Raw genomic sequence first — 16,969 nt, forward strand, 5'->3', positions numbered from 1 at the left:
CGTCAATTAGAAAGAGCCCAGCATCAGTCGGCGATGAGGCCTTCCCTCAGCTGCGAGAGCGTGCGCGTCAGCAGGCGCGAGACGTGCATCTGGGAGATTCCGACCTCTTCGCCGATCTGGGACTGGGTCATGTTCGCGAAGAACCGCAGCATGATGATCTGGCGTTCGCGCGGCGGCAGTTTGGCCAGCAGCGGCTTCAGCGATTCGCGGTACTCGACGCCTTCCAGCGCCGTGTCCTCGTACCCGAGCCGGTCCGCCAGCGAACCCTCGCCGCCGTCGTCCTCGGGGGAGGGCGAGTCCAGCGAACTGGCCGTGTAGGCGTTGCCCACTGCCAGCCCATCGACGACGTCCTCCTCCGACACGCCGAGCACCGCGGCGAGTTCGGGAACGGTCGGCGAACGGTCGAGCTTCTGAGCCAGGTCGTCGCTGGCCTTCGTCAGCGCGAGCCGCAGCTCCTGGAGACGGCGCGGGACCCGTACCGACCAACTGGTGTCGCGGAAGAAGCGCTTGATCTCGCCCACGACCGTCGGCATCGCGAACGTCGGGAATTCCACGCCCCGTTCGCAGTCGAACCGGTCGATCGCCTTGATCAGGCCGATCGTGCCGACCTGGACGATGTCCTCCATCGGCTCGTTGCGGCTGCGGAACCGGGCCGCGGCGTAACGCACCAGAGGGAGGTTGAGTTCGATGAGCGTGTCCCGTACGTACGTACGGTCAGGGCTGTCCTTGTCCAGGGCGGCAAGCCGCAGGAAGAGCGAGCGGGACAGAGTGCGGGTGTCGATTGCTTCCGGCTGTGACACGACGAGCGGCGGCGGAGGAGCCGTCACCTGGTCGAGCACGGCGGGCACTTCCTTCGTGAGCACCTTCGAGCTGCCCTGATCTGCGGACATGCCGGCCCCCTTTCAAGCACTGAGGTCGCTGACGGTAGCGGCGGGCGCTCCCGTCGGAGGAGAGCAGCCTCCACCTGAATACCGGCGGCGGAGCTGCGGCAAACGCGGTTCCAGCAGAATGTCACATGTCGGCAACACGCTGTAGCGCCAAGTCGACAAATCTGCGCAGGAAAAGGGGGGTGTGCGGCTTTTCGGCCATTCGGCGGGTACTACACGATCCGGTTACGCCTCGATTCGATTTGCGGATCGAAGGCGGGCGAAGCTTCTCGCCAGAAGTCTTGACACATGCATCTGCGAGACGCCCAGTTCGGCGCTGATCTGGGACTGCGTCAGGTTGTTGTAATACCGGAGCAGCAGGATCCGTTGTTCGCGCTCGGGCAGTTGTACGAGCAGGTGCCGCACGAGGTCGCGATGCTCGACGCCGGCCAGTGCCGGGTCCTCGTACCCGAGCCGGTCGAGCAGCCCCGGCAGCCCGTCACCTTCCTGGGCGGCCTCCAGTGAGGTCGCGTGGTACGAGCGCCCGGCCTCGATACAGGCCAGCACCTCGTCCTCGGAGATCCGCAGGCGCTCCGCGATCTCGGCGGTCGTGGGGGAGCGCCCGTGGGCCGTCGTGAGGTCCTCGGTGGCCCCGCTGACCTGTACCCACAGCTCGTGCAGCCGCCGGGGCACGTGGACGGTCCTGACGTTGTCGCGGAAGTACCGCTTGATCTCGCCCACGACGGTCGGCATCGCGAAGGTCGGGAACTGCACGCCGCGGTCCGGGTCGAAGCGGTCGATCGCGTTGATCAGTCCGATCGTGCCGACCTGTACGACGTCCTCCATCGGCTCGTTGCGGCTGCGGAACCGGGCGGCGGCGTACCGCACCAGCGGCAGGTTCGCCTCGATGAGCGCTCCGCGCACGCGGTTGTGCTCGGGTGTCCCCGGGTCCAGCCCCTTCAGCTCCCCGAACAGCACCTGTGTGAGGGCCCTGGTGTCCGCGCCGCGGCTCTTCGGGGTGCCGCCCGCCGGGGGCTCGGGGGCGGTCTCGGGCGGGAGCGGCTGAAGCTGCTGGGGCGGAGCTTGAGGCGCTGTACTGGCCGGCACGGTCACGCCACCCCTCTTCTCGGTCAACCACGGTCAACTCATCCGTCAAAAGCGGTCATAGCATCACAAGACATGTGCACTGTGTGCAAGCACCGCATAGCTCCGTGTTGAGGGGCAAGTTGGGGCGTACGCATGCAAAAACCCCGCACCGGACTGGTGCGGGGCCTGCTGTCGCGGGGGCTCAGAACTCGTAGTCGGCGATCACCCACGTGGCGAATTCACGCCACTGTCCGGCGGCCGCCTGGTGGGCCGGGTGCTCGATGTACCGCTTCAGCGCATCGCGGTCCTGGACCGCCGAGTTGATGGCGAAGTCGTACGCGATGGGCCGGTCGGTGATGTTCCAGGCGCATTCCCAGAACTCCAGCTCGGGAACGACCCCGTCGAGCTCCTCGAACGCCTTCACTCCGGCGAGGACGCGCGGTTCGTCCCGCTCGACACCCTCGTTGAGCTTGAAGAGGACCAGATGGCGGATCAAGGGGCACTCCTTCGGTGCTTACTGGGCTTACTGGATCAGCTGTGACATGAACTCGCCGACGCCCTGAGCGGCACTGGACACGCCTTCGAACCCAATCTGGACAAGATCGGCCGCCCGGTCGGGGGAAGTGATGATCGTGTACAGCACGAAGACGACGACCATGTACAGCGCGATCTTCTTCGTTTGCACCATCTGTGCGGCCTCCCCTGCCGGTCCCGTGAGTCGCGTGAGTCTAACCGCACAACACGAAAGCCCCGACTCCGGGAGTCGGGGCTTTCGTTCTGAGCGGTAGCGGTGGGATTTGAACCCACGGAGGAGTTGCCCCCTCACACGCTTTCGAGGCGTGCTCCTTAGGCCGCTCGGACACGCTACCGAGAGAGAGCTTAGCCCACGCCGGGCCGTGCTCCGAAATCGGTTCTTCGGCGGTCCCTTCAGCGGTCCCGGAAGAAGGCCGTCAGCTGCGCCGAGCACTCCCTTTCCAGTACGCCCTGGATGACCTCGGGCCGGTGGTTCAGCCTCCGGTCCCGTACGACGTCCCAGAGCGAACCCGCGGCGCCCGCCTTCTCGTCGAGCGCCCCGAAAACGACCCGGTCCACCCGGGACTGTACGAGCGCACCCGCGCACATCGTGCACGGCTCCAGGGTGACGACCAGTGTGCAGCCCGTCAGCCGCCACTCACCGAGCTTGAGCGACGCCCTGCGGATGGCCAGCACCTCGGCGTGCGCCGTCGGGTCACCCGTCGCCTCACGCTCGTTGTGGCCCGTCGAGAGCAGCGAGCCGTCGGGGCCCAGCAGGACGGCGCCGACCGGCACGTCGCCGGCCTTCGCCGCCCGCGCCGCCTCGTCCATGGCCAGGCGCATGGGCGCCCGCCACCGGTCCCGTACCGGATCGGGTTCCGGTTCCGGTTCTTCTTCTGTCACTGCCGGGCTCACTACTGGACGGTCTCCAGTACGTCGGCGGCGCCCAGCGCGTCGGCGATCTCGCCAAGTGCGTCCGTGCTCAGCGCCAGCAGCTCCTTCTCGGACAGGCCGAGGTCCGCCAGGATCCCTGTCTCCCCGAGCGGACCCGCCGGTACGACGCTGCCGTCGTCCGCCGTGATCTCCTCCTCGTCGTTCTGGTCGTTGAGTTCCGCGTCCGGTTCCCCGTCCTCCGTGCCGTCGAGGTCGACGAGGTCTTCCAGGGCATCCGGGTCCTCGGGATCCCGGCCGAGCAGTTCGTCGGTGAGCAGGATCTCCCCGTACGAGGAACGAGCGGCCGCGGCCGCGTCCGAGACATAGATACGTGGGTCCTCCTCGCCGTCCACCCGGACGAGGCCGAACCATGCGTCTTCCTGCTCGATGAAGACGATCACCGTGTCGTCGTCGACCGTGGCCTCGCGGGCCAGATCGGTCAGGTCGGACAGGGTTTCCACGTCGTCGAGCTCCGTGTCGCTCGCTTTCCACCCGTCTTCGGTGCGCGCGAGCAGTGCGGCGAAGTACACCGTGACTCTCCCACTGGTCTTGAGAAGTGCCGGTTGGAGTTCCTCCCGGCCCGGAGGGTGTCGCTCAGGTTGTTGCTGAGGTTGGGGAGAAACCGTTTCGCAGCTCCGAGCCCCGCCCACTCGGAATCGTGGCAGAAACAATCGCTCCGCGAGAGGTCTTCCGCTCTTGCGTCGTGTACCAGTCCTGCGAGATAGCCCCTACCAGCGGAAGGTACGCATCCGCATCTGTTGCCGCATCCGGGCCGCCCGGGCCCGGCGTGGCTGTACCCGCTCGCGCAGTGCCTTCGCCTCGTGCAACTCGCGCAGGAACTGGGCGCGCCGCCGCCTGCGGTCGACCAGACCCATGTTCTCCTGCTGTTCCTGTTCTTGCCCGGCTTCCTGTTCCTGATCCTGCTCCTGGTCCCCGTCCGGCATCGGCCCCACCACCCCAAGCCCGCGTCTGTCCCCCACCCCACCTTCCCTCCGGCCGGCGTGTTGATGCCAGCGCGGGCGGCCCGTATGCCCGGCTACTGTTGACGGCATGCGGATCCACGTCGTCGACCACCCGTTGGTGGCGCACAAACTCACCACGCTGCGCGACAAGCGCACCGACTCCCCGACCTTCCGGCGCCTCGCCGACGAGCTGGTCACCCTGCTCGCGTACGAGGCCACCAGGGACGTGCGCACCGAACAGGTCGACATCCACACCCCGGTGACGGCGACGACGGGCGTGAAACTGTCCCACCCGCGCCCCCTCGTCGTACCGATCCTGCGGGCCGGTCTCGGCATGCTCGACGGCATGGTGCGGCTGCTGCCGACCGCCGAGGTGGGCTTCCTCGGCATGATCCGCAACGAGGACACGCTCCAGGCGGAGACGTACGCGACCCGGATGCCGGAGGACCTCTCCGGCCGCCAGGTGTACGTCCTCGACCCGATGCTGGCCACCGGCGGCACGCTGGTCGCGGCGATCCGTGAGCTGATCAAGCGCGGCGCGGACGATGTCACGGCGGTCGTGCTGCTCGCGGCGCCCGAAGGCGTCGAGCTCATGGAGCGGGAGCTGGCCGGCGCGCCGGTCACCGTGGTCACGGCGTCGGTCGACGAGCGGCTCAACGAGCACGGCTACATCGTGCCGGGCCTCGGCGACGCGGGTGACCGGATGTACGGGACCGCCGGCTAGCGGCTGTTCGTACGTACCGTTCTCAGCACCGTTCTCAGCACTTCCCGGAGGGCGCGGGCGCGGGCCTGGCCAGAGCGGCCAGGGCCTTGTCCGCGTCCTTCTTCGTGGCCAGCGTCTTGAAGGCGGTGCCCAGGATCAGGTCCACGTCGGCGCCCTTGCGGGAGTCGGCCTTGTGTACGGCGCCCTTGAGCTGCGTACCGAGTACGGGCAGGACACCGGAGACCGCCTTGGGCGCGCCCAGCAGTATCCCGGCGCCCTTGACCTTCTTGTCGTACTCGGGCGGCGCGTTGCCGACCTTGCCGATGGTGAAGCCGCGCTTCTTCAGCTCGTCGGCGGTCTCCTTGGCGAGACCGCCGCGCTTGGTCGCGTTGTAGACGTTGACCTTGATCGTGCGCGGCTTCGGCAGGGCGGCGTTCCGGGCCGGTGCGGAGGGTGCGGCGGCCTTTGCCTTCGTCTTCTCGCAGCCCTGCCCGCGTCCGGCGGCCGTGGTCTTCTTCCCGCCGCCGCCCGTGAAGACATCGATGAGCTGCAGTGTCCCCCAGCCGGCCAGGCCGAGGGCCACGATGGAGGCCACCACCGCGAGGATGGTCCTGCGCCGGTTCCGGGGGCGTCGCATACGCGGGTACTTGTCGCCCGTAATGCGGTACTTTCCGCCCATGCCGGGGGGTGTCAGCATGCTCATGGGCGCAGCGTAGTGCGCCTTGGTGATGATGCCTACTAAATGATCAATGACATCGGGTCAGGCCAACCCATAAGGCGCAATGGGACGTCCGTTCGGGCGTCGCCCGGCAGCCGGTCGTCGTCCTGGGTGCTCTCACATGGTGTCGAGTTCGAGGACGCGCGCGTGCAGCACCTGGCGCTGCTGGAGCGCGGCGCGGACCGCGCGGTGCAGTCCGTCCTCCAGGTAGAGGTCGCCCTGCCACTTCACGACGTGGGCGAAGAGGTCGCCGTAGAACGTCGAGTCCTCGGCCAGCAGTGTCTCGAGATCCAGCTGACCCTTGGTGGTCACGAGCTGATCGAGGCGGACCGGGCGCGGCGCGACATCCGCCCACTGCCGGGTGCTTTCCCGGCCGTGGTCGGGATACGGCCGGCCGTTTCCGATGCGCTTGAAGATCACACGGAAAGCCTACCGGGCGAGCGGGTCCGGGCGCAGCCATGAGGCCGGGGTGCAAAGGTCTTATTCGGCGCCAGAACGGGAGTAAAGCGCGAGCGGAAGCGGGTCCTCCGGTGATGCGGGGGCCTCGGGCGGCCGGTCCGCGCCGATTGCGGGTGAGGACTTCCCCTCATTCGGAGTACGCCCCCGAGGAGCCGTTGACCCGGAGCGGCCGGAGCGCGGGCGCCTGCGGCGGGCTTTCCCCTACCCGCCCCTTCCCGCTGTGTCACGGTGCGGCTGCCGCCGCGTGGTGGGGGCAAGCCCCCAGCCCCCAGACAACACGGACGCCCTCCGGGCGTGTCCTCAAACGCCGGACGGGCTGGATTTGCTGCGCTGGAGTCCCAGAGCGCGGCAATTGCACGGAGCGCGGCAACCTCGAGCTGGGGCGAAGCCCTCAGCTCGGAAGAGCCCCCTGGGCAACTCCAGCCCCTCCGGCGTTTGAGGAGCGGGGTCTGGGGCGGCGCCCCACGCGGGCGGAGCCGCCCCCGCAGGGCCGGGGGCGCCGGTGGCCTACTTCGCCGGGGGCTTCTTCTTTGCCGCTGCCTTCGTCTGCTGCTTGAACGCCCGGACCTTCGCCAGCGACTCCGGGCCCGTGATGTCCGCCGCCGACCGGTACGAGCCCTCGTCGCCGTACGAGCCCGCCGCCTCCCGCCACCCCTGTGGGCGTACGCCGAGCTGCTTGCCCAGCAGGGCCAGGAAGATCTGCGACTTCTGCTTGCCGAAGCCGGGCAGCGCGTTCAGCCGGGCCAGCAGCTCCTTGCCGGTGGCCACGTCGCGCCAGAGGGCGGTCGGGTCGCCGTCGTACTCGTCGACCAGGTACTGGCACAGCTGCTGCACACGCTTGGCCATCGACCCCGGGTAGCGGTGCACGGCTGGCTTGGCCGACAAGAGCCCGGCGAAGGCCTCCGGGTCGTACGCCGCGATCTCGTGCGCGTCGAGGTCGTCGGCGCCCAGCCGCTGGGCGATCGTGTACGGGCCCGCGAACGCCCACTCCATGGGGACCTGCTGGTCGAGCAGCATGCCGATCAGGTCGGCTAGCGGGCTGCGGCCGAGCAGTTCGTCGGCCTCCGGTTGCTGGGCGAGGCGGATTTCGGGGCTCATCACTCGATGATCACGCACACACGCCGGCTTCGCACACCTCACCGTCCGACATTGACAGCCGCGTGCCCGCGAAAGAGCCCCGCATCCGCCGGTCGTGCGTGACGATCACCAGCGCGCCCGCATAACCCGCCAGGGCCACCTCCAGCTCCTCGACCAGCGCCGGCGCGAGGTGGTTCGTCGGCTCGTCGAGGAGCAGCAGGTCCACGGGGGAGGTGACGAGGCGCGCCAGTTCGAGCTTGCGGCGGCCGCCGGTGGACAGGGCGCGTACGGGCTTCGCCAGGTCGGCCTCGCGGAACAGGCCGAGGGAGAGCAGTTCGTCGGCCCCTTCCGCCCCGCCGAAGGAATCCAGGACCGTACGGCCGTCGTCGCGAGCCTCCGTACGGAAGCTGTCCTGGCGCAGGAAGCCGGTCCGGGGCGGGCGGGCGACCGTACCGCTGTCGGGGGTCAAGTCGCCCGCGAGGACCTGGAGCAGGGTGGACTTGAGGGTAATCACTGTCTCTCCGCATACGCAAGACGTTTCGTCTCGCCATCCCGCCGGCCCAAGCCCGTGGGCGTACGGGCCGGACCCGGCCAATGATCGAGGGGTGGTCGAGGCGACCAACCAGGCCAGCAGGAAGGACGCGCCCATGTCCGACGCGCCACCCCCACCGCCCGGCGACCTCCCTCCGCCCGGTTGGGCCGCCTCCCCGCCGCCGCCCGAGAAGAAGCGCCGGGTCTGGCCCTGGGTCCTGCTCGGCCTGCTGTTCCTCTTCGCCGGCGGCTGCGTCGCCGTCATCGCCACCGTCGCCACGGTGGTCGACGACGAGTCGAACCGGACCGTGACCGTGAAGTACGTCGTGACCGGCGACGCCAAGGGCGTCACCATCGCCTACACGACCTGGAGGGACGGGAACGCCTCGTCCAACACCGTGTCCGACGCCCGGCTCCCGTGGCGCAAGGAAGTCGAGACCAGCGGCTTCGCGAAGGGCGGCTCCCTGACCGTCACCACCGGGGCCTCCGGCTCCTCCGCCACCTGCTCCGTCACGGTGGACAGCGGCGAGCCGCAGACGGCCACCGCCACCGGCAGGTTCGCCACCGCGACGTGCGACGACTTCTGAGAGAGGGCGAGCGGGCTATCCGGCGACGTACTGCCGCAGGTGCCGCGCCGTCAGCGTGTCCCCGTCGGCCACCAGCTCCGCCGGGGTCCCGGTGAAGACCACGCGGCCGCCGTCGTGGCCGCCGCCCGGACCCAGGTCGATCAGCCAGTCCGCCCGTGCCATCACCGCCTGGTGGTGCTCGATGACGACGACCGTGTTCCCGGCGTCGACCAGCCGGTCGAGGAGCGCCAGGAGCTTGTCGACGTCCGCCATGTGCAGCCCGGTGGTCGGCTCGTCCAGGACGTACGTCGTCGACTTCTCCGCCATGTGGATCGCCAGCTTCAGCCGCTGCCGCTCGCCGCCCGACAGGGTGTTGAGCGGCTGGCCGAGGCGGAGGTAGCTCAGGCCGACGTCGGTCAGCCGGCCCAGGATCGCGCGGGCCTGCCCGGACGGGAAGAAGTCGTACGCCTGGGCCATCGACATGCCCAGCACCTCGCTGATGTTCTTGCCGCGCAGGGTGTAGGTGAGTACCTCCGGCGTGAAGCGCCTCCCCTCGCACTTCTCGCAGACCGACGCCACGCCGGCCATCATGGCGAGGTCGGTGTAGACGAGGCCGAGGCCGTTGCAGACCGGGCAGGCGCCTTCCGAATTCGCGCTGAAGAGCGCCGCCTTGACGCCGTTCTCCTTCGCGAAGGCGGTACGGATCGGTCCCAGCAGGCCGGTGTACGTCGCCGGATTGGAGCGGCGCGAGCCCCGGATGGGGGACTGGTCGGCGACCGCCACGCCGTCGCGCGTCGACAGGTAGCCGTGGATCAGTGAGCTCTTGCCGGACCCGGCGACGCCGGTCACCACGGTCAGTACACCGGTCGGGATGTCGACGGAGACGTTCCGCAGATTGTGCAGGTCCGCGCCCTCGATCGCGATCTTCCCGCGCGGCTCGCGCACGCTCTCGCGCAGCCGCGCCCGGTGTTCGAGGTGGCGCCCGGTGAGCGTCCCCGAGGCGCGCAGGCCGGGTACGTCGCCGCTGTAACAGACCTGCCCGCCCGCCGAACCCGCCCCCGGACCCAGGTCCACCACGTGATCCGCGATCGCGATGACCTCGGGCTTGTGCTCGACGACGAGGACCGTGTTGCCCTTGTCGCGCAGGCGCAGCAGGAGGTCGTTCATGCGGCTGATGTCGTGCGGGTGCAGGCCGATGGTCGGCTCGTCGAAGACGTACGTGACGTCGGTGAGGCTGGAGCCGAGATGGCGGACCATCTTCACGCGCTGCGCCTCGCCGCCGGAGAGCGTGGACGACGTACGGTCCAGGCTCAGATAGCCGAGCCCGATCTCGACGAGTGAGTCCAGGGTGTGGCTCAGGCCCGCGAGCATCGGCGCGACCGACGGATCGGCGATCTTCCGTACGAAGGCGGCCAGGTCGCTGATCTGCATCGCCGAGCACTGGGCGATGTTGACGCCATCGATCACCGAGGACAGCGCGGCGGCGCTGAGGCGGGTGCCGCCGCAGGCCGGGCAGTCGGTGAAGACCACGGCCCGGTCCACGAAGGCCCGGATGTGGGGCTGCATCGATTCGCGGTCCTTGGAGAGGTAGACGCGCTGGACCTTCACCACGAGGCCTTCGTACGTCATGTTGATGCCACCGGTCTTGATCTTGGTGGACGGCTTGTGGAGGAAGTCGTCCCACTCGGCGGCCGTGAAGTCCTTCAGTTTCGTGTCGGGGTCGTAGAGGCCGGAGTCGGCCATGACCTGCCAGTACCAGGCGTCGACCGCGAAACCGGGGACGGTGATCGCCCCTTCCCTGAGGGACAGTTCACGGTCCACGAGCTGGTCGACGTCGATCTTCGTCACCTGCCCGATGCCCTCGCACTCGGGGCACATGCCCTCCGCGCTGTTGAAGCTGAAGGCGGTGGACGTGCCGATGTGAGGGGTGCCGAGGCGGCTGAAGATGATCCGCAGCATGGTGTACGCATCGGTCGCCGTACCCACCGTGGAACGGGAGTTGGCGCCCATCCGCTCCTGGTCGACGACGATCGCCGCGCTCAGATTGTGCAGGGCGTCGACGTCGGGGCGGCCCATGCTCGGCATGAACGACTGGATGAAGGCCGTGTACGTCTCGTTGATCAGGCGCTGGGACTCCGCGGCGATGGTGCCGAAGACGAGCGAGGACTTGCCCGATCCGGAGACACCGGTGAAGACCGTGAGCCGGCGCTTGGGGAGGTCGACCGACACGTTCGCCAGGTTGTTCTCGCGGGCTCCGCGGACCTGGATCACGTTGTGGTGGTCCGCGGCGGTCGGCTGATGGCTGGACGGGTCGGCAGACATTCCGGCTCTCCTCTTGGATGCGTGGGGGCGGTCGTACAGTCTGTCGATTCGGTGGTCCGCCGTGGGGCGGAATTCAGTAGTCCGGAAACGGACCGGCCAGGGGTACGGCGGGTACGGCAGGGGTACCTTGTCGGCCATGAACCCTCCCGCCGCGCTCGACATCGACCAGGCCCACGCCCGGCTGGCCGACCTGACCGTCATCGACGTACGCGCACCGGGCGAGTACGCCTCCGGGCACCTCCCCGGCGCCCACAACGTCCCCCTCGACCGGCTGCACCACGCGCTGCCCGCGATCGAGGAAGCCGCGCGGCAGGGCGAGATCCTGGTGGTCTGCGCGTCCGGCACGCGCTCCGAGAACGCCTGCCGGACGCTGGCCGGCCTCGGCGTCACCGCCGCCACCCTCACCGGCGGAACCAGCGGCTGGGCGGCGCGCGGGCACGACCTGCACCACCCGGCGGGAGCCGCTCGCAGCGCGTGGGCGATGGAGCGCCAGGTCCGGCTCGCCGCCGGCGCCCTGGTCCTGACGGGCCTCGCCCTCGGCCTGCTGCACCCGGCCTGGCAGCTGCTCTCCGCCGGGGTCGCGAGCGGCCTGGTCTTCTCCGCGCTCACCAACACCTGCGGCATGGCCGTGGTCCTGGGCAAGCTTCCGTACAACCGGCCCCGCACCGCCGCCCCGGACCTCGCCGCGACGCTCGCCGCCCTCAGGCAGCGCCGCCGGGGCTGACTGCCGCCGCCGGGCGGCGGACGCGCGTCGGGTGTCAGGGCCGCTGTCGGCATGATTGTCAGACCCTCGTGGAACGATTGTCCAAGTCGGCTGTAAACAGGGCGGTTTGCGGGTGGTGGGGGCGACATGGTCTCGTACGGCGAGCGCGGCGCATGCGACGTGTGCGACGCGTGCGGTGTCCCGCGCGGCAGGTGGCGGGCAGTTCTGGGGATGACGCTGTGCGGTCCGTGCGAGCGGACCGGAGGCAGCAGACCCGGCCGTGAACCGGTGCTGCTCGCCGAGGTGCTGGCCACCACGGCCGTCGAGCTGACCCTGGCGGCCCGTCGTTCGGCCTCCGTGCCCGACCCACGGACGGCCACGGCAACGGCATGCAAACGGTGCGGCGCCCCGGCCGCCTGGCACCGGACCGTACGCGGCCGCTGGATCCTGATCGAGCCGGGCGACCGGCCGCTCGGCTCCGTCCCCGCGGGCAAGCGCTGGCGCATCGCGGGCGACGGCACGGCGGTCAACCTGGGCTCGTCGTCCCCGTCCGACACCTGCCGCATCAGCCACTTCGACCTCTGCCCGGCGCGGGAGCGGTTTCCGGCACCGGCTGGGAGCGGAGCGTACGGCTGAAACCCAAAGGACCAGCTCCGCCGGGGGAAGTACGGAGCTGGTCGTCTTTGGGGTGGGCGGGACCGCCGGGCGTCCCGGTCCGTCGAGGACGATGAAGTGCAGCAGCCTGCCGCGCGACTTCTTGTCGACCCTCATGGTCCGAAGGAGCGCGGCCCACTGGCCGCCGCTACAGGTCAGCGGCAGCCCGACCGTGCCGCGCGTCAGGCCTGCTGTTTGCGTGGCAGCCGCAGCGCCGCCAGCGAGCTGACCAGCGCCCCGGCCGTGACGAGCAGCGCGGTCACGAAGATGGCGTGCGCCGAGGAGTCGGCTCCCTGGCCGTCGGCCGAGCCGAGATACACGCTGCCGTACGCCGCGACGCCGAGGACCTGCGCGATCTGGGCCGCGGTGGTCATCACGCCACTCGCGTCCGCCGCGTCGGCCGGCTTGACCTGAGCCAGCGCCACGGTGAGCAGCGGGCTGGTGATGTAGCCCATGCCGATGCCGACGACCAGCTGAAGGGCCGGCAGCGCGAGGCCGCCGTGGCCGCCCGAACGCATGTCGAAGCCGATGGCGAGGTACCCGGCCGCGGCGACCACACACGCGGTGGCGATCATGGGCCGGTGCAGCCGCTCGGGCACCTTCTGCCAGGTGAGGCTGCCGGTCGCGACGCCGATGGCGAGCGGGGCGAACGTCAGACCGGTACGGGTCGCGGACTCGCCGAGTCCCGACTGCATGTGCTGCGAGAAGGCGAAGAGGAATCCGGCGTACCCGGCCATCGCGAAGAAGTTCGCGGACGCCCCCGAGACCAGACCGGGCGTCTTCAGCACCCGGCCCGGCACCAGCGGCGCTCCGCCGCGGCGCGCGACCGCACGCTCGACGAGGGTGAACACCACGAGCATGGGGACCGAGGCGACCAGGGAGATCTTCATCCACAGCGGCCAGTCCTGCTCATGACCCATCACGAGCGGCACGACCAGCAGCAGCAGCGCCGCGGTCAGCGTCAGCAGACCGGGGATGTCCAGGCCCTTGGGCTTCGCGGGCCTGCCCTCCGGCAGCAGCCGCAGTCCGGCGATCACCAGCACCACACCCACCGGCACATTGATCAGGAACACCGGACGCCAGCCGGTGCCGAAGAGGTCCGCGCTGACCAGGAGGCCGCCGACGACCTGGCCGATCACGACGCCGAGTCCGATGACGGCGGCGTACAGGCTCAGTGCCCGGGCCCGCGCGGCCCCTTCGAACCTCAGCTGAATCAGGCTGTAGATCTGCGGCATCATCATCGCCGCGCCGACGCCCTGCACCACGCGTGCGCCGATCAGGGTCGCCGAGCCGGGTGCCAGGCCGCAGGCGAGTGAGGCCGCGGTGAAGGTGATGAGCCCGAACAGGAACATGGCTCTGAAGCCGTTGCGCGCGCCGAGACGGGCGCCGGTCACCAGCAGCGTCGCGTACGCGATCGTGTAGCCGGAGACGATGAGCTGCAGCGCCGAGCCGGTGGTGCCGAGGTCGGTGCGGATGGTCGGCGTCGCGACGTTGACGATGGTTGAGTCGAGCAGGGCCATGAAGACCGCGCCCAGCATGACGACGAGCATGCGGTTGTTCTTGCGATGGCGTACGGCCGGGTCCTCGGCCGGCGGCTCGGTCTCCCGGAGCGGGGCCGTAACAGCCCGGTTCTGTGTGGTCTCACTCATGACGGCGATGATCCTGGTCATCAGATTGCCCTGCCAGATATCCAGTTGTCCCGGTACCGGGGGTATCTGGCTGCGGTGTGCGGCCGTCCCGCACACTGGGGTGGTGACGCCCGACGATCCCCACTCCGCGTACGTCCCCACCAGCGGTTCCGCAGCCGGCGAGGCCGAGCGGCGCTCCGAACTGGGCGCGTTCCTCAGGCTCCGCCGGGAGCGCATCACCCCGGAGGAGGCGGGGATCCCGCCCGGCACCAGGCGGCGGACGCCGGGGCTGCGCCGCGAGGAGGTCGCCCAGCTCTCCGGCATCGGGGTCGCCTGGTACACGTGGCTGGAGCAGGGCCGGCGCATCAACCCGAGCGTCCAGGTGCTCGACGCGATCGCCCGGACGCTGCGGCTCGACCGGACCGAGCGGGATCATCTCTACCGGCTCGCGGACATCCCCAGTGTGCCCCTCGACGCGTCGGCGGGGCAGCCGCAGCCGCCGGAGCAGCAGACCATCCTCGATGCCCTGACCCCGCTTCCGGCGAGCATCGTGACGGCCCGCTACGACGTGCTCGCCTTCAACGACGCGTACGCGGCGCTCGATCCCGGTCTGGCGCTGCTGCCGCCGGCGGACCGCAATGTGCTGTGGCATCTGTTCACCGCCGAGGAGCATCTTCAGCCGCTCGTCGAGTGGGAGCGCGAGATCTCTTTCATGGTCGCCCAGTTGCGTGCCGAGTCCGGCCGCCGCCTGGGCGACCCGCACTGGACCGGGTTCATCCGGCAGCTCACCGAGGCGAGCGGTCGCTTCGCCGAGATATGGGCCCGGCACGAGGTCGCCTCGTCCGTCACCCGGCGCAAGTCCTTCTGGACCGTCGACGGTGACGAGATCAGCGTGATCGCGACCGGCTTCGCGCTGGCCTCCGCCCCCGACACCAAGATGTGGATCTACACGCCGGGCGACCCGGAGACGGAGGGGCTGCTCGGCCGGCTCGTGGGCCGTCTCCGGGAGCTGGGCCCCGCCGAACTGCTGCGGCAGGGCGCCCGCACCGGCCACGGCCTACGGCCGGCTCACTGACTTGTGGCCTGGTCCGGCTCACTGACCCGTGGCCGCTCCGCCGCTGCGGCTGGGCTCGGACGGCTCGCGGCGGCCGGGGAATCCGGCCCCGGTGAGCATCAGCAGCGGGGCCGACTTGACCGCCGTCTCCTCGAACTCGGCCTCCGGGTCCGACAGCGCGACGATCGCCCCGCCGACCCCGTAGCGGACGCGGCCCGGGGTGAGCACCGCCGTACGGATGGCGACGCTCAGGTCCGCGGCGCCGGACAGCGAGAAGTAACCGATGGCACCGGAGTAGACCCCGCGAGGTCCGGCCTCCAGACGGTCGATGATCCGCATGGTGCGGATCTTCGGGGCGCCCGTCATCGAACCCGCGGGGAACGCGGCCCGCACACAGTCCACGGCGCCCCGGTCCGGGCGCAGCCTGGCCCGTACCGTACTCACCAGCTGATGCACGGTCGCGTACGTCTCGACGTCGAAGAGGTGGGTGACCTCGACCGATCCCAGCTCGGCGTGGCGGCCGAGGTCGTTGCGCACCAGGTCGACGATCATCAGGTTCTCCGCCCGGTCCTTCTCGTCCGAGCGCAGGTCCGCGACGGTCGCCGCGTCCTGCTCCGCGCTCGCGCCGCGCGGCCGGGTGCCCTTGATCGGCTTGGAGGAAGCGGTGCCGTCCGCGGCGATGCGCAGGAAACGCTCGGGCGAGGTGCTGAGTACGGACTGCTGCCCGAAGCGCAACAGCGCGGCATACGGAGCCGGGCTGAAGCGGCGCAGTGCGCGGTACGCCTGCCAGGGGTCCAGGTCCACTTCGGCCTCGGCGAGGTTGGTGAGGCAGACCTCGTACGTCTCACCCGCCGCGATCTCCTCCTGGCAGGTGTCGATCAGCCGCAGGTACGCGTCGCGGGCGTGCCGCAGCCGGATCTCCGCGACTGCGGAGGGCGCGGCCGGCACCCCGGCGGGCTCGCCCGCGATCGACTCCAGCGTCCGGGCGGCGGTCCGCAGCCAGGCACGGGCCGCCGCCTCGTCGCCGTCCTCGGCCAGCGCCAGCAGATACGTGGTGCCCGTGGCGTGGTCCAGGACCACCGCGCGATCGGCGAACACCATGGTGGCGTCGGCGTCCTCGGCCTGATGGGCCGCCTCGCCGCCGCACTGCGCTTTGAGTTCGTAGCCGAGGTAGCCGACCCAGCCGAGGGTGAAGTCGAAGGGGACGAGGGGGAGTTCGGTGCGCATTCCATCGAGGTCGCGGCCGAGCCAGTCGAGGAAGCCGCCCGTGATGATCTCGGAGCCGGTGGCCGAGTGCACGGTGACGGTGTGACTCCACACATCGGCCTTGGCCACCCGCGCGAGCGGGCCCGCCGCGTCACCCATGACGGAGAACCGGCCGGAGTCGGCGTCGGTCCTGCTGCTGTCCAGCCAGAAGGCGTTCTCGCTCGCGCCGAACAGCCGGTGGAAGGCGGCCTCGTCACCCCAGCCGGTCGGCGTGCGCTCCACCAGGACGCGCAGCCGGCGCACCTCGTCGTCCGTGGGCAACTCCGGGCGGGCGCGGGGCGTCTTCGCAGGGGCGGCAGGTATCGGCGTACGAGAGGGTGCTGAGCCTCGTTCCGCGTGCCACTGGCGGCTCAAGTCCATGAAGTTGGCGAGGAGTTCATGTCCGTACTGCGTGAGTATCGACTCGGGGTGGAACTGGAGTCCCCACATCGGCCGGTGCCGGTGCCTCAGCCCCATCAGGACACCGTCCGGCGTCCAGGCGGTGCCCTCCAGCTCGTCGGGCAGGTCCGTCACCGTCAGCGAGTGGTAGCGCACCACTTCGAAGGGCGAGGGGATGCCGCGGAAGAGACCGGTTCCGTCGTGGAGTACGGGCGAGGTCCGGCCGTGCCGCGGCTCCGGAGCCCGGGCGACCGTGCCGCCGTGCAGCAGCGCCACGCCCTGATGCCCGAGACAGACGCCGAGCAGGGGGATGTCGCCCTTTTCGACGATGTCCGCGCAGATGCCGAAGTCGGCCGCGCGGGCCGGGGTTCCGGGGCCGGGAGACAGCACCACATTGTCGAATTCCGCGAGCCGGGTCGGATCCCATGTGGGGTCGTCGTTACGGATGACGACGGTCTCGGCCCCACTCACCTCGGCGAGGTAGTGGTACAGGTTGAATGTGAAAGAGTCGTAGTTGTCTATCAGCAGAGTGCGCACGGGTTCTTTCGCA

General features: G+C 69.9%; 18 protein-coding genes, 1 tRNA gene and 2 pseudogenes. 5 read left to right on the forward strand and 16 right to left on the reverse strand.

Annotated elements, in window-relative coordinates:
* Nucleotides 1–23 precede the first annotated feature (23 nt).
* The 8 genes from ABZX79_RS14350 to ABZX79_RS14385 form a co-directional block, all read right to left on the reverse strand.
* Entirely contained in the window at nt 24–890 is an 867-nt protein-coding gene (locus tag ABZX79_RS14350; protein WP_214974123.1) for an RNA polymerase sigma factor SigF, read from the reverse strand.
* A 222-nt stretch (nt 891–1,112) separates the two neighbouring features.
* Entirely contained in the window at nt 1,113–1,973 is an 861-nt protein-coding gene (locus ABZX79_RS14355; RefSeq protein WP_215132868.1) for an RNA polymerase sigma factor SigF, read from the reverse strand.
* A gap of 181 nt (nt 1,974–2,154) precedes the next feature.
* Nucleotides 2,155–2,448 (reverse strand): Dabb family protein, encoded by a 294-nt coding sequence (locus ABZX79_RS14360; protein WP_214974122.1) that lies wholly within the window; start codon nt 2,446–2,448, stop codon nt 2,155–2,157.
* Nucleotides 2,449–2,475: 27 nt separating this feature from the next.
* Nucleotides 2,476–2,640 (reverse strand): hypothetical protein, encoded by a 165-nt coding sequence (locus ABZX79_RS14365; RefSeq protein ID WP_355256009.1) that lies wholly within the window; start codon nt 2,638–2,640, stop codon nt 2,476–2,478.
* Between the two features lie 94 nt (nt 2,641–2,734).
* Nucleotides 2,735–2,821, reverse strand: a tRNA-Ser gene (locus ABZX79_RS14370).
* 58 nt (nt 2,822–2,879) lie between these two features.
* Nucleotides 2,880–3,308 (reverse strand): tRNA adenosine(34) deaminase TadA, encoded by a 429-nt coding sequence (tadA, locus tag ABZX79_RS14375; protein WP_355256480.1) that lies wholly within the window; start codon nt 3,306–3,308, stop codon nt 2,880–2,882.
* Nucleotides 3,309–3,379: 71 nt separating this feature from the next.
* Complete coding sequence (locus ABZX79_RS14380) at nt 3,380–3,928, reverse strand: hypothetical protein (protein ID WP_355256011.1); 549 nt, start codon at nt 3,926–3,928, stop codon at nt 3,380–3,382.
* Between the two features lie 198 nt (nt 3,929–4,126).
* On the reverse strand, nt 4,127–4,342 hold the full coding sequence (locus ABZX79_RS14385; RefSeq protein ID WP_215132704.1) for a hypothetical protein: 216 nt from the start codon (nt 4,340–4,342) through the stop codon (nt 4,127–4,129).
* 106 nt (nt 4,343–4,448) lie between these two features.
* On the opposite strand from ABZX79_RS14385, the gene upp reads away from it, so the two are divergent.
* The gene (gene upp, locus ABZX79_RS14390; protein WP_355256014.1) at nt 4,449–5,084 is read left to right on the forward strand and encodes a uracil phosphoribosyltransferase; all 636 of its coding nucleotides are present in this window, start codon (nt 4,449–4,451) and stop codon (nt 5,082–5,084) included.
* Between the two features lie 34 nt (nt 5,085–5,118).
* Here the strand turns inward: upp and ABZX79_RS14395 are convergent, their stop codons facing one another.
* The 4 genes and pseudogenes from ABZX79_RS14395 to ABZX79_RS14410 all read right to left on the reverse strand — a co-directional run.
* Nucleotides 5,119–5,766, reverse strand: a complete 648-nt coding sequence (locus ABZX79_RS14395; RefSeq protein ID WP_355256017.1) for a LytR C-terminal domain-containing protein — start codon at nt 5,764–5,766, stop codon at nt 5,119–5,121.
* Between the two features lie 132 nt (nt 5,767–5,898).
* On the reverse strand, nt 5,899–6,201 hold the full coding sequence (locus ABZX79_RS14400; RefSeq protein ID WP_355256020.1) for a type II toxin-antitoxin system VapB family antitoxin: 303 nt from the start codon (nt 6,199–6,201) through the stop codon (nt 5,899–5,901).
* A gap of 546 nt (nt 6,202–6,747) precedes the next feature.
* Nucleotides 6,748–7,338 (reverse strand): HhH-GPD-type base excision DNA repair protein, encoded by a 591-nt coding sequence (locus ABZX79_RS14405; RefSeq protein WP_355256023.1) that lies wholly within the window; start codon nt 7,336–7,338, stop codon nt 6,748–6,750.
* Between the two features lie 10 nt (nt 7,339–7,348).
* A pseudogene (locus ABZX79_RS14410) lies at nt 7,349–7,819 on the reverse strand (ATP-binding cassette domain-containing protein); the annotation flags it as partial.
* A gap of 145 nt (nt 7,820–7,964) precedes the next feature.
* Here ABZX79_RS14410 and ABZX79_RS14415 point away from each other — a divergent pair.
* Nucleotides 7,965–8,435, forward strand: coding sequence for an MmpS family transport accessory protein (locus ABZX79_RS14415; protein WP_355256026.1), 471 nt, complete (start codon nt 7,965–7,967; stop codon nt 8,433–8,435).
* Between the two features lie 15 nt (nt 8,436–8,450).
* Here the strand turns inward: ABZX79_RS14415 and ABZX79_RS14420 are convergent, their stop codons facing one another.
* Nucleotides 8,451–10,736, reverse strand: a complete 2,286-nt coding sequence (locus ABZX79_RS14420; protein WP_355256029.1) for an excinuclease ABC subunit UvrA — start codon at nt 10,734–10,736, stop codon at nt 8,451–8,453.
* Between the two features lie 136 nt (nt 10,737–10,872).
* Between ABZX79_RS14420 and ABZX79_RS14425 the strand changes: the two genes are divergently transcribed.
* Entirely contained in the window at nt 10,873–11,460 is a 588-nt protein-coding gene (locus ABZX79_RS14425) for a rhodanese-like domain-containing protein (RefSeq protein ID WP_355256032.1), read from the forward strand.
* Between the two features lie 126 nt (nt 11,461–11,586).
* The gene (locus tag ABZX79_RS14430; protein ID WP_355256035.1) at nt 11,587–12,075 is read left to right on the forward strand and encodes a DUF6083 domain-containing protein; all 489 of its coding nucleotides are present in this window, start codon (nt 11,587–11,589) and stop codon (nt 12,073–12,075) included.
* 60 nt (nt 12,076–12,135) lie between these two features.
* Here the strand turns inward: ABZX79_RS14430 and ABZX79_RS14435 are convergent.
* Nucleotides 12,136–12,267, reverse strand: a pseudogene (locus ABZX79_RS14435) (3-dehydroquinate synthase); the annotation flags it as partial.
* 8 nt (nt 12,268–12,275) lie between these two features.
* On the reverse strand, nt 12,276–13,742 hold the full coding sequence (locus ABZX79_RS14440; RefSeq protein WP_355256038.1) for an MFS transporter: 1,467 nt from the start codon (nt 13,740–13,742) through the stop codon (nt 12,276–12,278).
* A gap of 103 nt (nt 13,743–13,845) precedes the next feature.
* On the opposite strand from ABZX79_RS14440, the gene ABZX79_RS14445 reads away from it, so the two are divergent.
* Nucleotides 13,846–14,796 (forward strand): helix-turn-helix transcriptional regulator, encoded by a 951-nt coding sequence (locus ABZX79_RS14445; RefSeq protein WP_355256041.1) that lies wholly within the window; start codon nt 13,846–13,848, stop codon nt 14,794–14,796.
* Nucleotides 14,797–14,814: 18 nt separating this feature from the next.
* Here ABZX79_RS14445 and pabB read toward each other — a convergent pair whose 3' ends face one another.
* Nucleotides 14,815–16,956: an aminodeoxychorismate synthase component I gene (gene pabB / locus ABZX79_RS14450; RefSeq protein WP_355256044.1), complete on the reverse strand. Its 2,142-nt coding sequence runs from the start codon at nt 16,954–16,956 to the stop codon at nt 14,815–14,817.
* Between the last annotated feature and the right edge of the window lie 13 nt (nt 16,957–16,969).

Origin of the sequence: Streptomyces sp. NPDC002994 (assembly GCF_040611155.1) — a bacterium.
Taxonomy (GTDB): Bacteria; Actinomycetota; Actinomycetes; order Streptomycetales; family Streptomycetaceae; genus Streptomyces.

Excerpts from the sequence above, each read along its gene's own strand:
- ABZX79_RS14420 (WP_355256029.1), bottom strand. The coding sequence starts at position 10,736 with ATGTCTGCCGACCCGTCCAGCCATCAGCCGACCGCCGCGGACCACCAC.
- ABZX79_RS14425 (WP_355256032.1), top strand. The coding sequence starts at position 10,873 with ATGAACCCTCCCGCCGCGCTCGACATCGACCAGGCCCACGCCCGGCTG.
- ABZX79_RS14440 (WP_355256038.1), bottom strand. The coding sequence starts at position 13,742 with ATGAGTGAGACCACACAGAACCGGGCTGTTACGGCCCCGCTCCGGGAG.
- ABZX79_RS14385 (WP_215132704.1), bottom strand. The coding sequence starts at position 4,342 with ATGCCGGACGGGGACCAGGAGCAGGATCAGGAACAGGAAGCCGGGCAA.
- ABZX79_RS14365 (WP_355256009.1), bottom strand. The coding sequence starts at position 2,640 with ATGGTGCAAACGAAGAAGATCGCGCTGTACATGGTCGTCGTCTTCGTG.
- ABZX79_RS14350 (WP_214974123.1), bottom strand. The coding sequence starts at position 890 with ATGTCCGCAGATCAGGGCAGCTCGAAGGTGCTCACGAAGGAAGTGCCC.
- tadA (WP_355256480.1), bottom strand. The coding sequence starts at position 3,308 with ATGCGCCTGGCCATGGACGAGGCGGCGCGGGCGGCGAAGGCCGGCGAC.
- upp (WP_355256014.1), top strand. The coding sequence starts at position 4,449 with ATGCGGATCCACGTCGTCGACCACCCGTTGGTGGCGCACAAACTCACC.
- ABZX79_RS14430 (WP_355256035.1), top strand. The coding sequence starts at position 11,587 with ATGGTCTCGTACGGCGAGCGCGGCGCATGCGACGTGTGCGACGCGTGC.
- ABZX79_RS14395 (WP_355256017.1), bottom strand. The coding sequence starts at position 5,766 with ATGAGCATGCTGACACCCCCCGGCATGGGCGGAAAGTACCGCATTACG.
- ABZX79_RS14405 (WP_355256023.1), bottom strand. The coding sequence starts at position 7,338 with ATGAGCCCCGAAATCCGCCTCGCCCAGCAACCGGAGGCCGACGAACTG.
- ABZX79_RS14415 (WP_355256026.1), top strand. The coding sequence starts at position 7,965 with ATGTCCGACGCGCCACCCCCACCGCCCGGCGACCTCCCTCCGCCCGGT.